Raw genomic sequence first — 16,005 nt, 5'->3', positions numbered from 1 at the left:
AGACTCGCCGCCGCCGGACCGGCCTCACGGTCCGCGGGCAATCTACCGTTGAAAGGTGAGAAGAAAAGCGATTGAATTGGCAGCCGTTGCAACCGCGGCCGTTCCCGGCCTGACCCCGACGGCAGTCAGCTCTGCCCCGGATGACCCCGCGGACTTCGACTCAGCGCTGCTCCTTGACTCGGAGGGAAAGCGCTGGCGGGTCAGGTCGCCGCGCCATGCCGAGGCCAGCGCCCGGCTCGAAACAGAATTCCTGGTCCTGCGTGCCTTCGCCCCGGCTATCCGCGCCGAGCTGCCCTTCCTGATGCCTACGGTTGCGGGCAGCGTGCGCCTGGGAAGCCTGACCACGTTCGTCTACTCACATTTGGGCGGGATCACCCGCAGCGTCGAGGAACTGACGGCCGGGCCGGATGCCCTGGCCCGGGAAATCGGTGCGGCACTGGCGGCCATTCACGATCTTCCCCGCGCTATCGTCAGCAACGCCGACCTGCCCAGCTACACCCCGAACGAATTCCGGCAGCGCAGGCTGAACGAGCTGGACCAGGCGGCCACTACGGGCAAAATCCCTCCGGCCCTGCTGCTGCGCTGGGAGCACGCCCTTGAGGACGTCTCCTTGTGGCGCTTCAATCCCTCCGTGGTGCATGGCGATCTCCATGAGGACAACCTTCTCGTGGAAGGCCCAAGGGTCACCGCCGTGACCGGCTGGACCGACCTCCGCATCGGCGACCCCGCGGACGACTTCGCCTGGCTGGTCGCATCCAACGAGCAGGACTTTGTGGACGCCGTCCTGGACGCGTACACCACCGCCCGCCGGGACAAGCCTGACAAGCACCTGCTGCGGCGGGCAGCGCTCTCAGCTGAATTCGCCCTGGCCCAGTACCTGGTCAAGGGCATCGCAGCCGGAGACGCCACCATGGTTGCCGAGGCAGAGGAGATGCTGGCCACCCTGGCCAGCGACATTGCAGAACACGGCGGCCAGCCCATCAGCGTGGAACCCCTTCCGTCCGCGGCGGCTGCCGCGGTTCCCGGCGCGGCCGCGCCCGCTGCGCCGCTTTCCGGAGCACATGCCGCAGGGGCCGGAGCCGGCCCTGGCATGCGGGCGGCCGACGGCGGTGCACCCACCCCCGTGCCTCCGGTCACCGTCATTCCGGTTCCGGCAGACCAGCCGGCTGTGCACGTGACACCGATACCCGCAGACCCGACACCAGCACCGGCCGGCGCTGAAGGCGGTGCCGGTGCGGGAAGCAGCACCGGCGACGGTGCAACGACCAACTCCCCGGACGTACCGGGCGGTCCGGATGACACGTCGACGGCGGCCCTCGCCATTGTTGAGGTCCACAAGAACTAGCCCGAAGGGCGCTTAGGCAAGGGGACGTCCGCGAGGCGCCTTTCCGGCAGCGGTAAAGGCAGCGGCGACTATCTCCTCCAACTGCCCGGCGGATGCGAGGTCATGGGGCCGCACAATCTCGTCGTCCGCCACGTAGAAGAACGCCGCCCTGACATCCTCCAGGGGCACGTCTTTCAGCCGCGACCATGCCAGGCGGTACACGGCAAGCTGCACTGCCCGGGACCGCAGCTGGGCCCCCGATGGCCGCCGCCCGGTCTTCCAGTCCACCAGGTCCCAGCGGCCGTCCGCGTCCTGGAAGACGGCGTCGATCCGTCCACGGACCACCACGTCCCCAACCCGCGTCTCCACCGGCACCTCCACAAAGGCAGGCGAACGGTGGGCCCACGGGGACGACCGGAAAGTGGCCACCATGGCGTCCAGGTCATACGCCGCATCGATGTGGTCATCCGAGCCGGGCGCCTCGCCGAGGTCGAGCATGCCTGCGCTTCCGAAGTACTCTTCCACCCAGGCGTGGAAAGCCGTTCCCTTCCGCGCCGACATGCCTGGCTCCCGCGGTACGGGCCTGCGGAGCTGCCAGAGCACCGCCCCCGGGTCTTCACCCAGGTCCACCAGGGTGGATGCAGAGATGTGGCTGGGGAGGTGGACCTCCTGCACGGACGACTTCCTTGCCCGGCGTTCCAGCAGCAGCGCCGCTTCACGCGCCCAGCCGGCAGCCGGGCCGGCCAACGGCGGATGAGGGGCTATCAAGGTGTCTTGGCCTGGCACAGCACCCGCCGGCACTCCGACGCCCCGCAGGGGCAGCACACTCCCGTCCTGCAGGGCTTCCAACTCAGCCATCACCCGGACGGATGCCCTTTCCATGGCGTTCCTGCGGCCCCCGGCAAGGCGAAGGCGCTCTCCCGTCCGGGGATCCACCGGCCCCTCCAACGGATCGTAGGGCCAGCCGGCCACCTCCACGCCGACAGTCAGTGGGCTGGCCTCCGGCAAGGAAGCTTCCTCAACCGAGCGCGGATGAATGCCTGCCAGCACTGGAGCACCCCCGCGGGCCGGTGCGGCCAGTGGCTCCAGTTCTGCAAGGAACGGCGACATTTCAGCCCGCCCGGACCTGGACCCTACCCACGCTGCGCTGGACGCCCAAAGGACGTGCTTGGCCCGTGTGTAAGCCACGTATGCCAAGCGGCGCTCCTCGGACTCCCCATGCGCCTGGACGGCTGCCTTGAAGTCCTTTTCCGCGTCCAGCCACCCTTTTTGGTCCGGCTGGTCCAGGTCCCACTGGGGCAAATCCGCCCGGTCGCCGCGCAGCGGCCAGGGCAGGGCAGCTGATCCGCTGCTCCAGCGCGAGTCGCGGTCGCTGGGAAAGTCCTTGGCATTAAGCCCCGGCACAAAGACAACGTCCCATTCCAGGCCCTTGGAGGCGTGCACGGTGAGCAGCTGGACAGCCTCACGGTTGACATCGCTTGGCGGTGCTTCCAGGCCGTTCTCTTCAGCTGACGCCGCCTCCAGCCAGGACAAAAATGCGAGGATGTCGACGCGCTGGGAGGTCCGCAGGAAGCCCGCGGCTGCGTCCTGGAAGGCATCAAGGTTCCTGCGGGCCTGGTGGATGCTGATGCCCGGCCGTGCGGCAACCTCGATATCGAGGAGCATCGCCCTTTCCACTTCCCCCAGCAGCGTGGTGAGGTCGTCTCCCAGGTACCCCCGGAGCTGGCGCAGTTCCGTGGAAAGCCGAAGCATCCGCCCGCGCCCGGCAGGTGTAAGGGACCTGCCGTTCGATGAGGTCCACCCTTCCCGCGGCAGCCAGTCCAGCGCCTCCACCAGGCTGGCGGCGTCTGTCAGGTCGCCCTCCAGGACGGCCGGTTCGCCGTCCGGGGCGTTGTCGTCGGCCGCTCCTGCCTGGCCGCGCCGCCGGGCCAGCTGGCTGGACCAGTCCCTCAGCGCCATCAAATCTGCCGGGCCTATCCGCCAGCGGGCCCCCGCCAGCAGGCGCATCAGCGCGTCGGAGCGGCCGGGGTCGGCGAGTACACGCAAGGTGGCCACGAGATCCACAATTTCCGGAGTATCCAGGAGGCCGCCAAGACCGACGATCTCGTAGGCAATCCCGCGGGCCTCCAGCTGGCGGCGGATGGGTTCCATCTGGGCACGACGCCGGCACAGCACGGCGATGGCGGGCGGAACCGGGGAACCGTCGGGCGTGAGCTCAAAGTCCGTCACTCGGTATTTCAGGATGTCCTCAGCGAGCGCGGTGGCTTCGTCCACGTCGCTGGCAAAACGGCCCAGCACCACAGATCCCGCTGCTGCGTGCGGACTGGGCTGCAGCGGCGGCACTTCGGGAGCCGCAGCCCCTCCCCCGCCGGCCGGGCCGCGCTGCGCCGCCGCCCGTCCCAGGGATTCGGACATGACGTTGGCCGCCGCCAGGATCGACCGCCCGTTCCGCCACGCCGTTGTCAGGTAGGACGTCGGCGCAGGAGCCCAGGTCCCGGCGTCTTCCACTGTCTCTTTCCCTACGGCGATTTCCTCCGCTGCACCCTTACCGCCCGTCCCCGTCCTCACCGGAAACTCCCGGACAAAATGGAAGAGCTGCCCCGCCGAGGCGCCACGGAATCCGTATATCGACTGGTTGGGATCACCCACGGCCGTCACCGCGTGCCCGCCGCCGAAGAGCCGTGAGAACAGGACCAGCTGGGCGTGCGAGGTGTCCTGGAACTCGTCCAGCAGGACCACCTTATAGCGCTGCCGCTCCATCTGGGCAGCCAGGGGGACTTCCTGCGCCACACGGGCGGCGAGGGCGACCAGGTCACCGAAGTCCAGTGCACCCCGCGCCCGTTTGGCCGCCGCATAGCGTCCAACCATGTCAGCCACGCTTGCCCTAGTCCGCAGCATCCCGGCGAGATCGGCCACTGCCTGCGGGGGGTTCTTCTTCTTATCGGCAAGGTAAGGGAGTGACTCGAAGTCGGACAACCGCGCCATGAGCCACGCTTCAACGTCCTCGGGCTCCTGGAGGTGCTCGGCGCACTCACCGGCCAGCTGGATAACCGCCTTCACAAGCGTGGACTTGGCAGCCCGGAAATGCCCGTATTCGCCGTCATAGGCCTCCACGACCTCACTGGCGAGTTGCCAGGCCTGGGCGCCGCCCAACAGGACCACGTCACGCTCCACACCAAGCCGGAGCCCGTAATCGGAAACGATGCCGCTGGCGAACGAGTGGTAAGTCGAGACTTTCGGTTCCAGGGCATCGCTGCTGAGCAGTCCCTCCGGAAATACCCCACGACCATCATCCCGGGCAGCCTTGTCCTGCGCCATTTTGTCCTGGGCCATCTTGTCCTGGGCAACCAGGCGCTGGAGGGCAGCCAGCTTCGCACGGATGCGGGATGCCAGTTCACCGGCTGCTTTCCGAGTAAAGGTCACGCCCAGCACTTCCTCCGGCCTCACCCAACCGTTGGCCACAAGCCAGACCACGCGGTCGGCCATAGTGGCCGTCTTCCCCGATCCCGCCCCCGCAATGACCAGCCGAGGAGTCAGCGGCGAGGCAATGATGGCCGACTGTTCCGGGGTGGGAACGTTTTTTTCACCCAGAAGCACAGATAGCTCTTCCGGGCTGAACCGCGGCGGGGGCGGTGTGGCGGCACCGGCCCCGTGCCCGGCAGCCAAGGGGATGGCAGCCGATGGCGCGGCAGAAAAGGAAGCCTCCTGCTCTTGCACATCCTGCATCATTCAGTCACTTGCCTTCCACGCACACACAACGGACAGACCTCGGGGAGCCGGCAGCCATGGCCGCCGTGGCTGCCTTTGGACGGATCATGCCGAGCTTCAAAGGCGCTGCCTCCCATCACCGACGCCGCATCCTTCACCATGTCAAGGGCCCAGTTGTCCTGGGGATCGATCGGGTCCTGCTGCTGGATGGCCGGACTTTTCGCTCCGGTTCCCAGCTGGGCCAGCACAGCCCCGCCGGGCACTGGAGCCTGGCTGCCCGGACCGTCGTCGAACCCGCCGGCGAGCACAGCGGCCTGGTAGGCACCCAACTGCGGATGCCGCGCCAGTTCTGCCTTGCCTGGCTGGCGTTTCCCCGTCTTCAGATCCACGATCACCAGCCTGCCCTCGGCATCTATCTCCAGACGGTCCACCTGGCCGCGCAGGACGGCGTCCCGGTCAGGGGCGTCGTCAACAGGGACCCCGCCTAGCGCCACCTCGAAATCCTGTTCCACTCCAACGAGGCTCCTGCCGTCGCTGCGCATCAGGAGGACATACTGGGCCAGCTTTCGCACCATGGACTCGGCACGCTGGAAATCAAGCCTGCCCTCCCAGTTGTCCTTCATGCCCAGCGCAGGCCAGCGCCGGACGAGTTCAGCGACGTACTCGGCGCCGGACGCGTCCGGCAGTTCCTGGGCAATCGCGTGAACCAGGGTGCCCAGGCTGCGGGCGAAGTCGGGGGCAGCTTCGCCCCCAGCGGCCTGGACGAACCAGTCAAGCGGTGATTTCTGGACTGTCTCCACTTTTGACGGCGAAACGAAGACCGTACCGCCCGGTGGAACCACTGCCGCTTCGGAGCTCAGCGGCGGAAGACCCCACCAGTTCTGTGGATGCGCGCCCGGAACCGGCGGCTCCGCCTTGGCCAGGCGTGCAAGCACCCTGGCCGCTTCCTCAGCCTGCGGAGCGTCCCTTCCGTCCAGCTGGGCATGCTGTCGCAGCTCGGCAACAAGCGCCCGCAGCGTCATGGGGCGCTCCACAGATGTGAAGCCCCGGGTTTCCTGTCCGGGCGCCAACGGTGCCACGTAATCAAGGAAGGAGGAGGGCTGTTCGTCTTCCGAAGATACCGCGGTGCAGACCAGAAGGTCGCAGGCGCGGGACACCGCAGTTGAAAAGCTGCGGAGCTCGTCATACCGGATATCGCGAAGCCGGCTCAAGGGATCCCGCTGCAGGGCATAGCCGGCGCCGTGCTCCACCGCATCGCTGTACAGGGTGCTGCCCAGGAGCTCGCCGCGGAGCCGGGTGTTGGGCCAGACGCCCTCCTGGAGGCCGGCAACAATCACCACCGGCCATTCACGCCCGGCTGCACTGGCAGGAGTCATAAGTTCGATGGCGTCGTCCACCTGGGCGCGGGCGGCAAGGGTGTCCATGGGCAGCTCCTGGTTCAGGAGATATTCTAGGAACTGTTCAGGGCCCGCCCCGGGCATCTGGTCCACATAGCGCTCCGCGGTGTGGAAGAGCGCCATCATGGCGTCCAGGTCGCGGTCCGCGCGGGCCCCGTGGGGTCCGCCGGAGAGAGCCGTCGCGGTCCAGCTGCCGGCGAGCCCTGTGGAGTTCCAAAGGGCCCAGAGGACTGACTCGGCGTTGGCGCCGGGTTCAGCAGCTGCCCGGCTGCCTGCCTGGATCATGCGTGCCGCCCTCCGTGCGGCACTGCCCTCGATGCCGAGGGTTGACAGCGCACCGGGCTCCAGCAGAGCCTCAACCAGCAGCGCATCACTGGTCCGCCCTCCGCCGCCCAGGATTTCTTCCCTTCTCAGGGATTGCCGCAGCCGGCGGAGCTCGATGGACGTTGCTCCACCGATACGCGAGGTCAGGAGCGACACTGCTGCCTCGGGGGTGAGCAGTGCCGGGTCCAGCGCGATGGCGAAAGCATCAAGCAGCGGACGGACGGCTACCTCGTCCCGGACAGCGGACTCAGCCACCGGGACCCTTACTGCGATCCCCTGGCCGGACAGGTACCGCTGGAACTCGCTGACCTGCGCGCCGTTGCGCACAATGACCGCGACGTCGGCCAAATCCCGGCCATGGTTGATGTGCTGGTCCAGGATCCGCTGGGCCACGTAGCGCAGTTCGTGCACGGCGGACGGAACGAGGTGTGCTTCCACTGCCCCTTCCGCCCCGCCGCCGTCGTGCTCGAGACGCCTGGCCAGCTGGCCGCCGGCCCTCTGGGAGATCCGTCCGGCAACGCTCAGCCAGGCTTCGGCAACCGCGCGTTTCTGCCGGTGGGCGTGCCGCAGCGGCCGCTCCACAACGGGGGCGCCGGGCGACAGCAGGTGCGGCAGCTCAGCCACCAGGTCTGGCCTTGCCCCCCGGAAGCCCTGGACGACGGTGTCCGGGCAGAAGGCTACGAAGGAGTCCTTACCGCCGGCGATATCGGCCAGCAGCTCAAAGACTGCGGGGTTGGCCTCCTGGATGTCGTCTACCAGGATGACCTGCAGCCGCTCGCGTTCCGCAGCCAGGAACGCAGGAAAGTCCTGGAAAATCTGCCGGGCAGCCGTGATGATCCCGGCGGGGTCGAAAGCCTCTGGCATCCGCAGGTCCAGGACGTCCCGGTACTCCGAGTAGAGCGCGGCAGCGGCAATCCAGTCCGGCCTGCCGCAGTCATGTCCGAGCCGCACAAGGTCCTCCGGGGTGCGCCCCGATTCGATGATCCGGTCAAACAACTGCCGGACTTCCTGCCGGAAACCGCGCGTTTCCAGCGCTCCCTCCATATCCGCCGGCCAGGGCAGTTCCAGCCCCGGGAGCCGGTGTCCTTCAAGGAGCTCCTTGATAATAAGGTCCTGCTCCGGGCCCGAGAGGAGCCTGGGCGGCCTTGACAGGGAAAGAAGCCCTTCGGCTTTGGCCCTCCTGATGACATCGAAGGCGTAGGAGGCCCAGGTACGCGCCGGCGGTGTGCTCAGGCTCCTGTCCAACCGTGCGGTAAAGCGGTCACGAAGGGTATCTGCGGCAAGGCGGCTGGGTGCCAGAATCAGCATCCGCTCAGGATCCACGCCGTCCCGCAATGCCCTGCGGACGGCGGCCTCGACGAGGGTGGTGGTCTTGCCTGTTCCCGGAGCGCCGGGCATCAGGACCGGGCCGGCTCCTTGGGGGACATCAACGGCGGCCTGTTGGTCGGCAGTCAGCCGGGGCTCTACCGCATGGATGTGGCGCGGCGGCAGCAGCCTGAGGCCGGCTGCCTCAGGGTTTCCATGACTGCGGTCAGGGCTGCCGCCTCCAGGGCCGGCAGTTGAGTCCGCATCAGGTGCCGGACCTGCCGGCGAAGCATCCCGGTACTCGTCGCGTGGGCCGGTGAAAGGCGTTGTTACTGTCACCCAGACATTCCATCATCAGCCACTGACAATCCATGCAGCCGGCGCTCCAGCCCGCCGGCAACGGCATCAATGACGTCCAGCTCACCGTCGGTCGGCGTCCAACGCGCAGCCGGAAGATCCACCCGCCAGCGTCCTTCCCCGGTCCGTTCGTATTCCACATATGCGCCCACCAGGGGTGTCCCCTCGGCAAGGTAGTGGCGGAGTGCTTCGGCCTCATGCCCTGCAGGTGCATGGCCGCTCGCCTTGAGGATCCACCACCAGGGCACGCTGCTTCCGTAGTGGCTCATCACGCTGCCTACCTGCCTGGGGCCTCCCGAGCCCAGCAGCTCGGCGACGTCTCCGTACGCCACGGCCGAAGCGGCGGGCACCAGCTCCACCACGGCCAGCACCGCGTCCACGTACTCAATCCGCATTGATCCAATCTAGCGGCAGTGGCGCTCCACGGAATTGTCAGTGGTGCCCTTTAGCGTTGACATATGAGCACCTGGAACACCCTCCCCCGCGCAGCGTTCGACCTCGAAACCACGGGCCGCAACTCGCGGGCTGCACGTATCGTCACGGCTTCGGTAACGGTGGTGGACCACAACGGCGACGTCATCACGGAACATGAGTGGCTGGCCGATCCCGGGGTGGAGATTCCCACGGAGGCCAGCGACGTGCACGGGGTCACCACGGAAAAGGCGCGGCGGGAGGGCAGGCCGGCACACGAAGTCACGCAGGAGCTTGCCTCAGTCCTGCAGGAACTTTTCGATACAAACGTCCCTGTCATCGCCTTCAACGCGAGCTACGACTTCACCGTCCTGGCCGCGGAATCCGCACGCTATGGCGTGCCCCAGCTGAGCCGCTTCCCGGTCCTGGATCCCTACATCATGAACAAGCAGGTGGACCGCTACCGGAAAGGCAAACGCACCCTGACCGCGCTGTGTGAAGAGTACGGTGTGGCCCTGGACAATGCCCACACCTCCGCGGCCGATGCCCTGGCCACGCTGAGGGTCCTGGACGCCATGGCCGGGAAATTTCCCAAGCTGATGATGCCCGCGAGCCAGCTTCACCAGTTGCAGGTGGACTGGGCCATCAGCCAGGCTGCAGACTTCCAGGGGTACCTCCGGAAAACCAAGCCGGCTGCGGTCATCGAGGGTGACTGGCCCGTACTTCCCCCGCAGGACGCGAGCCTCGGCGGCTTCTGAAACCTGCCGCGGCAAGGGTGCGAGGCAAGTCACAGTAACAGGGCTTCACATACCGGGCCGTACTTCCACTGCTACCATTCGGCAGCTCCCGGCCTAGCCCGTTCGATCGAAGTGGATGATGCCGCCACAAGGGAAGAACCTTCGATTCTGGCGGGCTTTGCCCTTCCTTAGTTCGGTTCATCAGGGAAAAGGGCCAGGTGAGAGAATAAAGTTTTGCGGTCACCCCTGCCTAGCCGTGCGTGAACAGCGCCGGGCAGGTGCCAGGCGCCACCAGCGCAGCCTCGCGGCCCGGTTGACTAATGACTCAGATGAAAGCGACAACCTGATGAAAATCAAAGCGATGAAGTGGCTCACCACGGCGCCCGTGGCACTTGCCCTGGCTGTCTCCCTCGCCGCCTGCGGCTCAGGGTCCGCCGAGCCCTCAGGGACACCCACGGATGCCCTCGCCGGCAGCGACCAGCAAACGCTGGACAAGTACACCACCGCCGACGTCACTCCGGTCGACCAGATTGACACGGCCACGCTGGGCCTCAACACAGAGGGCAAGCTTGAGGTGGGCACGCTCTCCGACGCCCCGCCGAACATCTTCATCGACCCCTCCGGCAAGTTCACGGGCTACGACAACGAACTGCTGCGCGCCATCGCCGGCAAACTCGGCCTTGAGGTCGAGTTCGTTGCCACCGATTTCTCGGCACTCCTCTCCCAGGTCCAGACGAAGCAGTTCGACGTCGGGTCCTCCTCCATCTCCACCACGGATGCCCGCCGCCAGAACGTAGGCTTCACCAACGGCTACGACTTTGGATTCATGGCCGTGGTTGCCAAGACCGACAGCGACGTCAAGGGGTTCGCCGACCTCACCGGCAACCTCCGCATCGGCGTGGTCCAGGGCACCGTCCAGGACGATTACGTCACCAACACCCTCAACCTTGAGCCGATCCGCTTCCCGGACTACGCCACCGTGTACGCCAACGTGCGCAACGGCCAGGTGGACGCCTGGGTTGCGCCGTCCCAGCAGGCCACCGGCCAGGTCAAGGAAGGCGACGGCACCGTCATCGCCGAATCCGTCGTCAACACGCAGAACTTCACTGCCTACGCCGTGGCCAAGGACAACCAGCCGCTGATCGATGCGCTGAACTCCGGCCTGGACGCTGTAATCGCCGATGGAACCTGGTCCAAGCTGACCAAGGAGTGGTACCCGGACCGCGAAATGCCGGCCGACTGGAAGCCGGGCAGCAAGGCCGCCACGGTTCCGCAGAGCTGATTGAGCCGGGACGTATATGGATCTCCTGGACCAACTGGCTGACACTTTCTTCAACTGGGAGGAAATGGCCAAGGTCATTCCTGCCCTGCTCATGGTGGGCCTGCCCAACACGCTGATACTGGCGGTAGCGTCAGGGATCCTGGGCTCCGTGCTGGGGCTGGCCCTGGCCATGATGGGAATCTCCCGGAACGCGGGAGCCCGGTGGGTGGCTCGGATTTACACCGACATCTTCCGGGGCCTCCCCGCCATCCTGGTAATCCTCGTGATCGGTATCGGGCTCAGCCCCATCGCCCGGGAAATTACCGGGTCCCGGAACCCCTACCCACTGGGCATCCTGGCCCTGACCCTGATCGCGGCTGCCTACATCGGTGAAATATTCCGGTCGGGTATCCAGAGCGTGGAGAAGGGGCAGCTTGAGGCATCCCGGGCGCTGGGTTTCAGCTATGGCAGTTCCATGCGCCTGGTGGTGGTGCCGCAGGGCATCCGGCGGGTCTTGCCCGCACTGGTGAACCAGTTCATCTCGCTGCTGAAGGACTCGTCGCTCGTGTTTATGCTTGGACTCGCCGCTTCCGACCGGGAAATCTTCCGGATCGGAAATGACGCCATGGCCAATACCGGAAACCTCTCTCCGCTCGTCGCCGCTGGCGTGCTCTACCTGATCCTGACCGTCCCGCTGACGCATTTCGTGAACTTCATCGACAACCGCCTGCGCACCGGCAAGCCCGAAAAGAAGGAACCGGATGAGCTGGCCGCGCCTATCGGCAAGGGGGCACAGGCATGACGGAATTCGCTTCCGGCACCCTGACCGGCAAGAACCTGCACCTTTCCTTCGGCCACAACCATGTTCTCCGCGGCATTGACCTGCATGTGGAGAAGGGCACCACGGCCTCCGTGATCGGCCCGTCGGGATCCGGCAAGTCCACGCTCCTGCGGGTCATGAACCGGCTGATTGAACCCGACCAGGGCGATATCCTCCTGGACGGCCGCTCGGTGCTGAAGGATAATCCCGACGAGCTCCGGCAGCGGATTGGCATGGTGTTCCAGCAGTTCAACCTGTTCCCGCACAAAACGGTGGTGGACAATGTGTCCCTGGCGCTGCGGAAGCTGCGGAAGCTGTCCAAGGAGCAGGCACGTGCCGAAGCCCTGGAACAGCTGGACCTGGTGGGGCTGAAGCACAAGGCTGACTCCCGCCCGGCCAACCTGTCCGGCGGACAGCAGCAGCGCGTGGCCATTGCCCGGGCACTGGCCATGAAGCCCGAGGTCATGTTTTTCGATGAGGCAACGTCCGCCCTTGACCCGGAGCTCGTCAAAGGCGTCCTGGCGCTGATGACGGACCTGGCTAAGGGCGGGATGACCATGGTGGTGGTGACCCATGAGATGGGATTCTCCCGCAACGTGTCGGACACCGTGACCTTCATGGATGCCGGCGTCGTGGTGGAATCCGGGCCGCCCGAGCAGATCTTCACCGAGCCTCGGACGGACCGGCTGAGGGGCTTCCTCTCGGACGTCCTCTAGCTCCAAAAGCTCAAGCACCAAAAGCACAGAAAGAAATCCCCGGCTGCAGCCCGCAGCCGGGGATTTCTGGTTTTACGCCGAGATGGCATCTTGCGGCAGTTTCAGGCGCCGGAATTGCCGTCAAGTGCCATCTCGCGGGAGCAAAAGGGACGACGGCGGGACTCGCCTGGGTCCCTACCCCTGCGCCGCGGCGGCGGCCTTTGCCGCGGCCGGCAGTGCGTCGAAGATCCGGTTCATGGCGGCGTCATCGTGCGCGGCGGAGAGGAACCAGGCCTCGAAGACCGAGGGCGGCAGGTACACCCCTGACTCCAGCATCGAGTGGAAGAACGGCGCGTAGCGGAAGCTTTCCTGGGCCTGGGCGTCAGCGTAGTTGTGGACGCCGTGGGCCGAGGTGCCAAACGCCACGGAGAAGAGGTTGCCGGCGAACTGGATGGAGTGGTCCACGCCTGCGGCGTCCAGGGCGGTGGACAGTGCCGACGAAAGTTCCAGCGACCGGACATCGATAAAAGAGTAGACGTCGCGGGTGGCATGGGTCAGGGTGGCCACGCCGGCCGCCATCGCCACCGGGTTTCCGGAGAGCGTTCCGGCCTGGTACACGGGCCCCGTCGGCGCGAGGTAGTCCATGACGTCGGCACGTCCGCCGAGGGCCGCCGTCGGCATTCCTCCGCCGATGACCTTGCCGAAGGTGAGCAGGTCCGGAGTCCACGGCTCGGCGGCGTCCGGCGCTCCGCCGGTAAGCCCCCAGTAGCCGGAGTAGCCTGTGCGGAAACCGGTGAGCACTTCGTCGACGATGAGCAGGGCCCCGTATTCACGGGTGATGCGGGACAGGCCGAGGTTGAAGCCCTCCCCCGGGGTCACCACGCCCATGTTGGCCGGGGCTGCTTCGGTGATCACGGCCGCGATGTTCTGCCCGTGGGTGGCGAAGGCTTCCTTGACGGCGGTGAGGTCGTTGTACGGCAGCACCAGCGTCTCGGCGGCGGTGGCTTCCGTGACCCCGGCGGACCCGGGCAGGGCAAGGGTGGCGACGCCGGAACCTGCGGCCGCGAGGAGACCGTCCAGATGGCCGTGGTAGCAGCCGGCGAACTTGATGATGAGGTTGCGCCCCGTGAAGCCGCGCGCCAGGCGGACGGCGGTCATGGTGGCCTCGGTGCCGGTGGATACCATCCGGAGGCGTTCGACGGCGGGAACGCGTTCCTTGACGATCTCGGCAAGGTTCGCCTCATCCGGGGTGGAGGCACCGAAGGACAGGCCGCGGTCCACGGCCGCGTGCACGGCGTCCAGCACAGCGGGGTGTGCGTGGCCCAGCAGCGCCGGACCCCAGGAGCACACCAGGTCCACGTATTCCTTGCCGTCGGCGTCCGTCAGGTACGGCCCCTTGGCGGAGACCATGAAGCGCGGCGTACCGCCCACGGACCCGAAGGCGCGGACCGGGGAGTTGACCCCGCCCGGCATGAGCTGGCGGGCGCGGTCGAAAAGTTCCTCGTTGCGAGGATTGCTGGAAGTCATGGTTCCTATTCTCTCAGTTAGCGGGCCGGTGAATCGGCCAGCAGTTCAGCCACGCGGGGCGCCACTGCCGTCCCCATCAGCTCAATGGAGCGCATCATGGCGGAGTGCGGCAGCGGGCCGTTACTGTATTTGAAGTCGAAGCGGTCTACGCCCAGGTTCTGCTTCAGCAGGACGATCTTCCGGGCCACGGTCTCGGGTGAGCCGACGTACAAGGCACCCTCGGGCGCGCACAGGGCGTCGAACTCGCCCCTTCCCGCAGGTCCCCAGCCCCGCTCGGCGCCAAGCTTGTTCCGCAGCTTCAGCCAGTGCGGGAAAAGCTCCTCACGGGCCTGCTCGTCGGTGTCCGCCACATGTCCGGGTGAATGGGTGGCCACCTGCTGCATGGGGTGGCCGTACTTCGCCATCGCTTCCCTGTACAGGTCCACGAGGGGGCGGAAGGCGCGGGGCTGCCCGCCGATGATGGCGAAGATGATGGGATAGCCGTACTGCGCGCACCTCAGCACGGATTCGGGCGTGCCGCCCACCCCGATCCAGGTAGGCAGCAGGTGGCGCTCCAGCGGCGGGTACACGCTCAACCCGGCAACTGCCGGCCTGGTACGGCCCTCCCAGTGCACGGGCTTCTGTGTCCGGACTTTGTCGAAGAGCTCGAGTTTTTCCTCGAACAGGACCTCGTAGTCGGCCAGGTCGAGCCCGAACAGCGGAAACGATTCGATGAAGGAACCACGGCCCAGCATGACTTCAGCGCGGCCGTTGGAAATGGCGTCCACGGTGGAGAACCGCTGGAACACCCGGATGGGATCATCGGAACTCAGGACGGTGACAGCGGAGCCCAACCTGATGCGGGTGGTGCGGGCGGCAGCGGCGGCGAGGAAGACTTCCGGTGCGGACACCGCGTAATCCCTGCGGTGGTGCTCCCCCACGCCAAAGGCATGAAGTCCGACGGCGTCCGCCAGTTGGGCCTCTTCCAGCAGCTGGCGCAGCACCCGGGCATGCGGCTGCTGGCTTCCGTCCCGATTCTCGCCGACATCGCCAAACGTGTTGAGGCCCAGAAGTATCCGGTCCGGTGCAACAGGGGCGGTGGGACTCTCGGGAACGGACACGGACACGGACCTGGGAGCCGGGGAGGCGGTCATCGGGACTCCTTCAGCCAGCCGGCCAGCTCGGCGGCCCAGTAGGTCAGGACCATGTGGGCGCCGGCGCGGCGGATGCCCAGCACGGACTCGGTGATCGCGGCCCGCCTGTCGATCCAGCCGTTGGCGGCAGCAGCCTCGATCATCGCGTACTCGCCGGAGATCTGGTACGCCGCCACCGGGACCGGGCTCATGGCGGCAACATCGGCCACGATGTCCAGGTAGCTCATGGCAGGTTTGACCATCACGATGTCAGCGCCCTCGGCGAGGTCCAGTTCAACCTCGCGAAGGGCCTCGGTACGATTGCCGGCGTCCATCTGGTAGGTCCGCCGGTCGCCCTTCAACTGGGAATCGACTGCTTCGCGGAAGGGACCGTAAAAAGCGGAGGCGTACTTGGCGGAATACGCGATCACGGATGTCGCCGTGTGGCCCGCCCCGTCCAGGGCGCCACGGATGGCGGCAATTTGGCCGTCCATCATGCCGGAGGGGCCCAGCATATGGGCGCCGGCGTCTGCCTGGGCCACGGCCATCCGGGCGTAGATTTCCACGGTACGGTCGTTGTCCACATACCCGTCGTTGTCGAGCACGCCGCAGTGGCCGTGGTCCGTGAACTCATCGAGGCATACGTCGCTCATGACCACCAGGTCGTCTCCAACCTCTGCCCGCACGTCCCTGATTGCTTTGTTCAGGACTCCGTCCGGGTCAAGGGACGCCGTTCCCTCGGCGTCGCGGGTCTCCGGGATGCCGAACAGCATGATGCCGCCCAGCCCGAGCTCCACCGCTTCCGCTGCGGCACGCTTCAAAGTCTCCGTGGTGTGCTGGACAACGCCGGGCATTGAGGTGATGGGGTTGGGCTCCGCCAGGCCTTCCCGGATGAAGGCCGGAAGGATAAGTTCCGCGGGCGCCAGGCGGGTTTCCGCCGTCAGCCGCCGCATGGCGGGGGTGGTGCGCAGGCGGCGGGGGCGGTGGCTGGGAAAAGTCATGGTCCTGTCCTTAACGTTGGTATGGG

11 protein-coding genes are annotated in these 16,005 nt (G+C 66.7%); 5 read left to right on the top strand and 6 right to left on the bottom strand.

The genetic code is table 11. From position 1 onward, the window contains the following. Window positions 1-55 precede the first annotated feature (55 nt). Window positions 56-1,345 carry a macrolide 2'-phosphotransferase gene (locus ACIQF4_RS01835; RefSeq protein ID WP_400514035.1) on the top strand — a complete coding sequence of 430 codons (1,290 nt, stop codon included), beginning with the start codon at window positions 56-58 and terminating at the stop codon, window positions 1,343-1,345. Window positions 1,346-1,357: 12 nt separating this feature from the next. Here ACIQF4_RS01835 and ACIQF4_RS01830 read toward each other — a convergent pair whose 3' ends face one another. The 3 genes from ACIQF4_RS01830 to ACIQF4_RS01820 are packed head-to-tail and all read right to left on the bottom strand — an operon-like array spanning window position 1,358 to window position 8,810. After that, window positions 1,358-5,053, bottom strand: a complete 3,696-nt coding sequence (locus tag ACIQF4_RS01830) for an ATP-dependent helicase (RefSeq protein ID WP_400514033.1) — start codon at window positions 5,051-5,053, stop codon at window positions 1,358-1,360. Continuing rightward, window positions 5,050-8,397, bottom strand: a complete 3,348-nt coding sequence (locus tag ACIQF4_RS01825) for an ATP-dependent helicase (protein ID WP_400514032.1) — start codon at window positions 8,395-8,397, stop codon at window positions 5,050-5,052. The genes ACIQF4_RS01830 and ACIQF4_RS01825 overlap by 4 nt, the downstream gene beginning before the upstream one ends. Further along, the gene (locus ACIQF4_RS01820) at window positions 8,394-8,810 is read right to left on the bottom strand and encodes an MGMT family protein (protein ID WP_400514030.1); all 417 of its coding nucleotides are present in this window, start codon (window positions 8,808-8,810) and stop codon (window positions 8,394-8,396) included. The genes ACIQF4_RS01825 and ACIQF4_RS01820 overlap by 4 nt, the downstream gene beginning before the upstream one ends. Before the next feature lie 63 nt (window positions 8,811-8,873). Between ACIQF4_RS01820 and ACIQF4_RS01815 the strand changes: the two genes are divergently transcribed. The 4 genes from ACIQF4_RS01815 to ACIQF4_RS01800 all read left to right on the top strand — a co-directional run bounded on the left by ACIQF4_RS01815 (window position 8,874) and on the right by ACIQF4_RS01800 (window position 12,360). After that, window positions 8,874-9,584 (top strand): 3'-5' exonuclease, encoded by a 711-nt coding sequence (locus ACIQF4_RS01815; protein WP_400514028.1) that lies wholly within the window; start codon window positions 8,874-8,876, stop codon window positions 9,582-9,584. A 325-nt stretch (window positions 9,585-9,909) separates the two neighbouring features. Beyond that, entirely contained in the window at window positions 9,910-10,845 is a 936-nt protein-coding gene (locus tag ACIQF4_RS01810; protein WP_400514351.1) for an ABC transporter substrate-binding protein, read from the top strand. Between the two features lie 16 nt (window positions 10,846-10,861). After that, the gene (locus ACIQF4_RS01805; protein ID WP_102974951.1) at window positions 10,862-11,626 is read left to right on the top strand and encodes an amino acid ABC transporter permease; all 765 of its coding nucleotides are present in this window, start codon (window positions 10,862-10,864) and stop codon (window positions 11,624-11,626) included. Then, window positions 11,623-12,360, top strand: coding sequence for an amino acid ABC transporter ATP-binding protein (locus ACIQF4_RS01800; protein WP_350001836.1), 738 nt, complete (start codon window positions 11,623-11,625; stop codon window positions 12,358-12,360). Before ACIQF4_RS01805 ends, ACIQF4_RS01800 begins: the two co-directional genes overlap by 4 nt. Before the next feature lie 174 nt (window positions 12,361-12,534). Here ACIQF4_RS01800 and hemL read toward each other — a convergent pair whose 3' ends face one another. From hemL to hemB, 3 genes are read right to left on the bottom strand one after another with little or no spacing between them, the layout of a single operon-like run. After that, window positions 12,535-13,866, bottom strand: coding sequence for a glutamate-1-semialdehyde 2,1-aminomutase (gene hemL, locus ACIQF4_RS01795; RefSeq protein WP_400514025.1), 1,332 nt, complete (start codon window positions 13,864-13,866; stop codon window positions 12,535-12,537). A gap of 17 nt (window positions 13,867-13,883) precedes the next feature. Beyond that, entirely contained in the window at window positions 13,884-14,999 is a 1,116-nt protein-coding gene (locus ACIQF4_RS01790; RefSeq protein WP_350001839.1) for an LLM class flavin-dependent oxidoreductase, read from the bottom strand. After that, complete coding sequence (gene hemB, locus ACIQF4_RS01785; RefSeq protein ID WP_350001840.1) at window positions 14,996-15,979, bottom strand: porphobilinogen synthase; 984 nt, start codon at window positions 15,977-15,979, stop codon at window positions 14,996-14,998. Before hemB ends, ACIQF4_RS01790 begins: the two co-directional genes overlap by 4 nt. Window positions 15,980-16,005: the final 26 nt, after the last annotated feature.

Source organism: Pseudarthrobacter sp. NPDC092202 (assembly GCF_044755505.1).
Classification (GTDB): Bacteria; Actinomycetota; Actinomycetes; order Actinomycetales; family Micrococcaceae; genus Arthrobacter.
The sequence above is the reverse complement of the archived record's forward strand: the minus strand, read 5'-3'. Positions and strand labels throughout refer to the sequence as shown.

Excerpts from the sequence above, each read along its gene's own strand:
- ACIQF4_RS01790 (WP_350001839.1), bottom strand. The coding sequence starts at position 14,999 with ATGACCGCCTCCCCGGCTCCCAGGTCCGTGTCCGTGTCCGTTCCCGAG.
- ACIQF4_RS01830 (WP_400514033.1), bottom strand. The coding sequence starts at position 5,053 with ATGATGCAGGATGTGCAAGAGCAGGAGGCTTCCTTTTCTGCCGCGCCA.
- hemL (WP_400514025.1), bottom strand. The coding sequence starts at position 13,866 with ATGACTTCCAGCAATCCTCGCAACGAGGAACTTTTCGACCGCGCCCGC.
- ACIQF4_RS01810 (WP_400514351.1), top strand. The coding sequence starts at position 9,910 with ATGAAAATCAAAGCGATGAAGTGGCTCACCACGGCGCCCGTGGCACTT.
- ACIQF4_RS01800 (WP_350001836.1), top strand. The coding sequence starts at position 11,623 with ATGACGGAATTCGCTTCCGGCACCCTGACCGGCAAGAACCTGCACCTT.
- ACIQF4_RS01805 (WP_102974951.1), top strand. The coding sequence starts at position 10,862 with ATGGATCTCCTGGACCAACTGGCTGACACTTTCTTCAACTGGGAGGAA.
- hemB (WP_350001840.1), bottom strand. The coding sequence starts at position 15,979 with ATGACTTTTCCCAGCCACCGCCCCCGCCGCCTGCGCACCACCCCCGCC.
- ACIQF4_RS01820 (WP_400514030.1), bottom strand. The coding sequence starts at position 8,810 with ATGCGGATTGAGTACGTGGACGCGGTGCTGGCCGTGGTGGAGCTGGTG.
- ACIQF4_RS01815 (WP_400514028.1), top strand. The coding sequence starts at position 8,874 with ATGAGCACCTGGAACACCCTCCCCCGCGCAGCGTTCGACCTCGAAACC.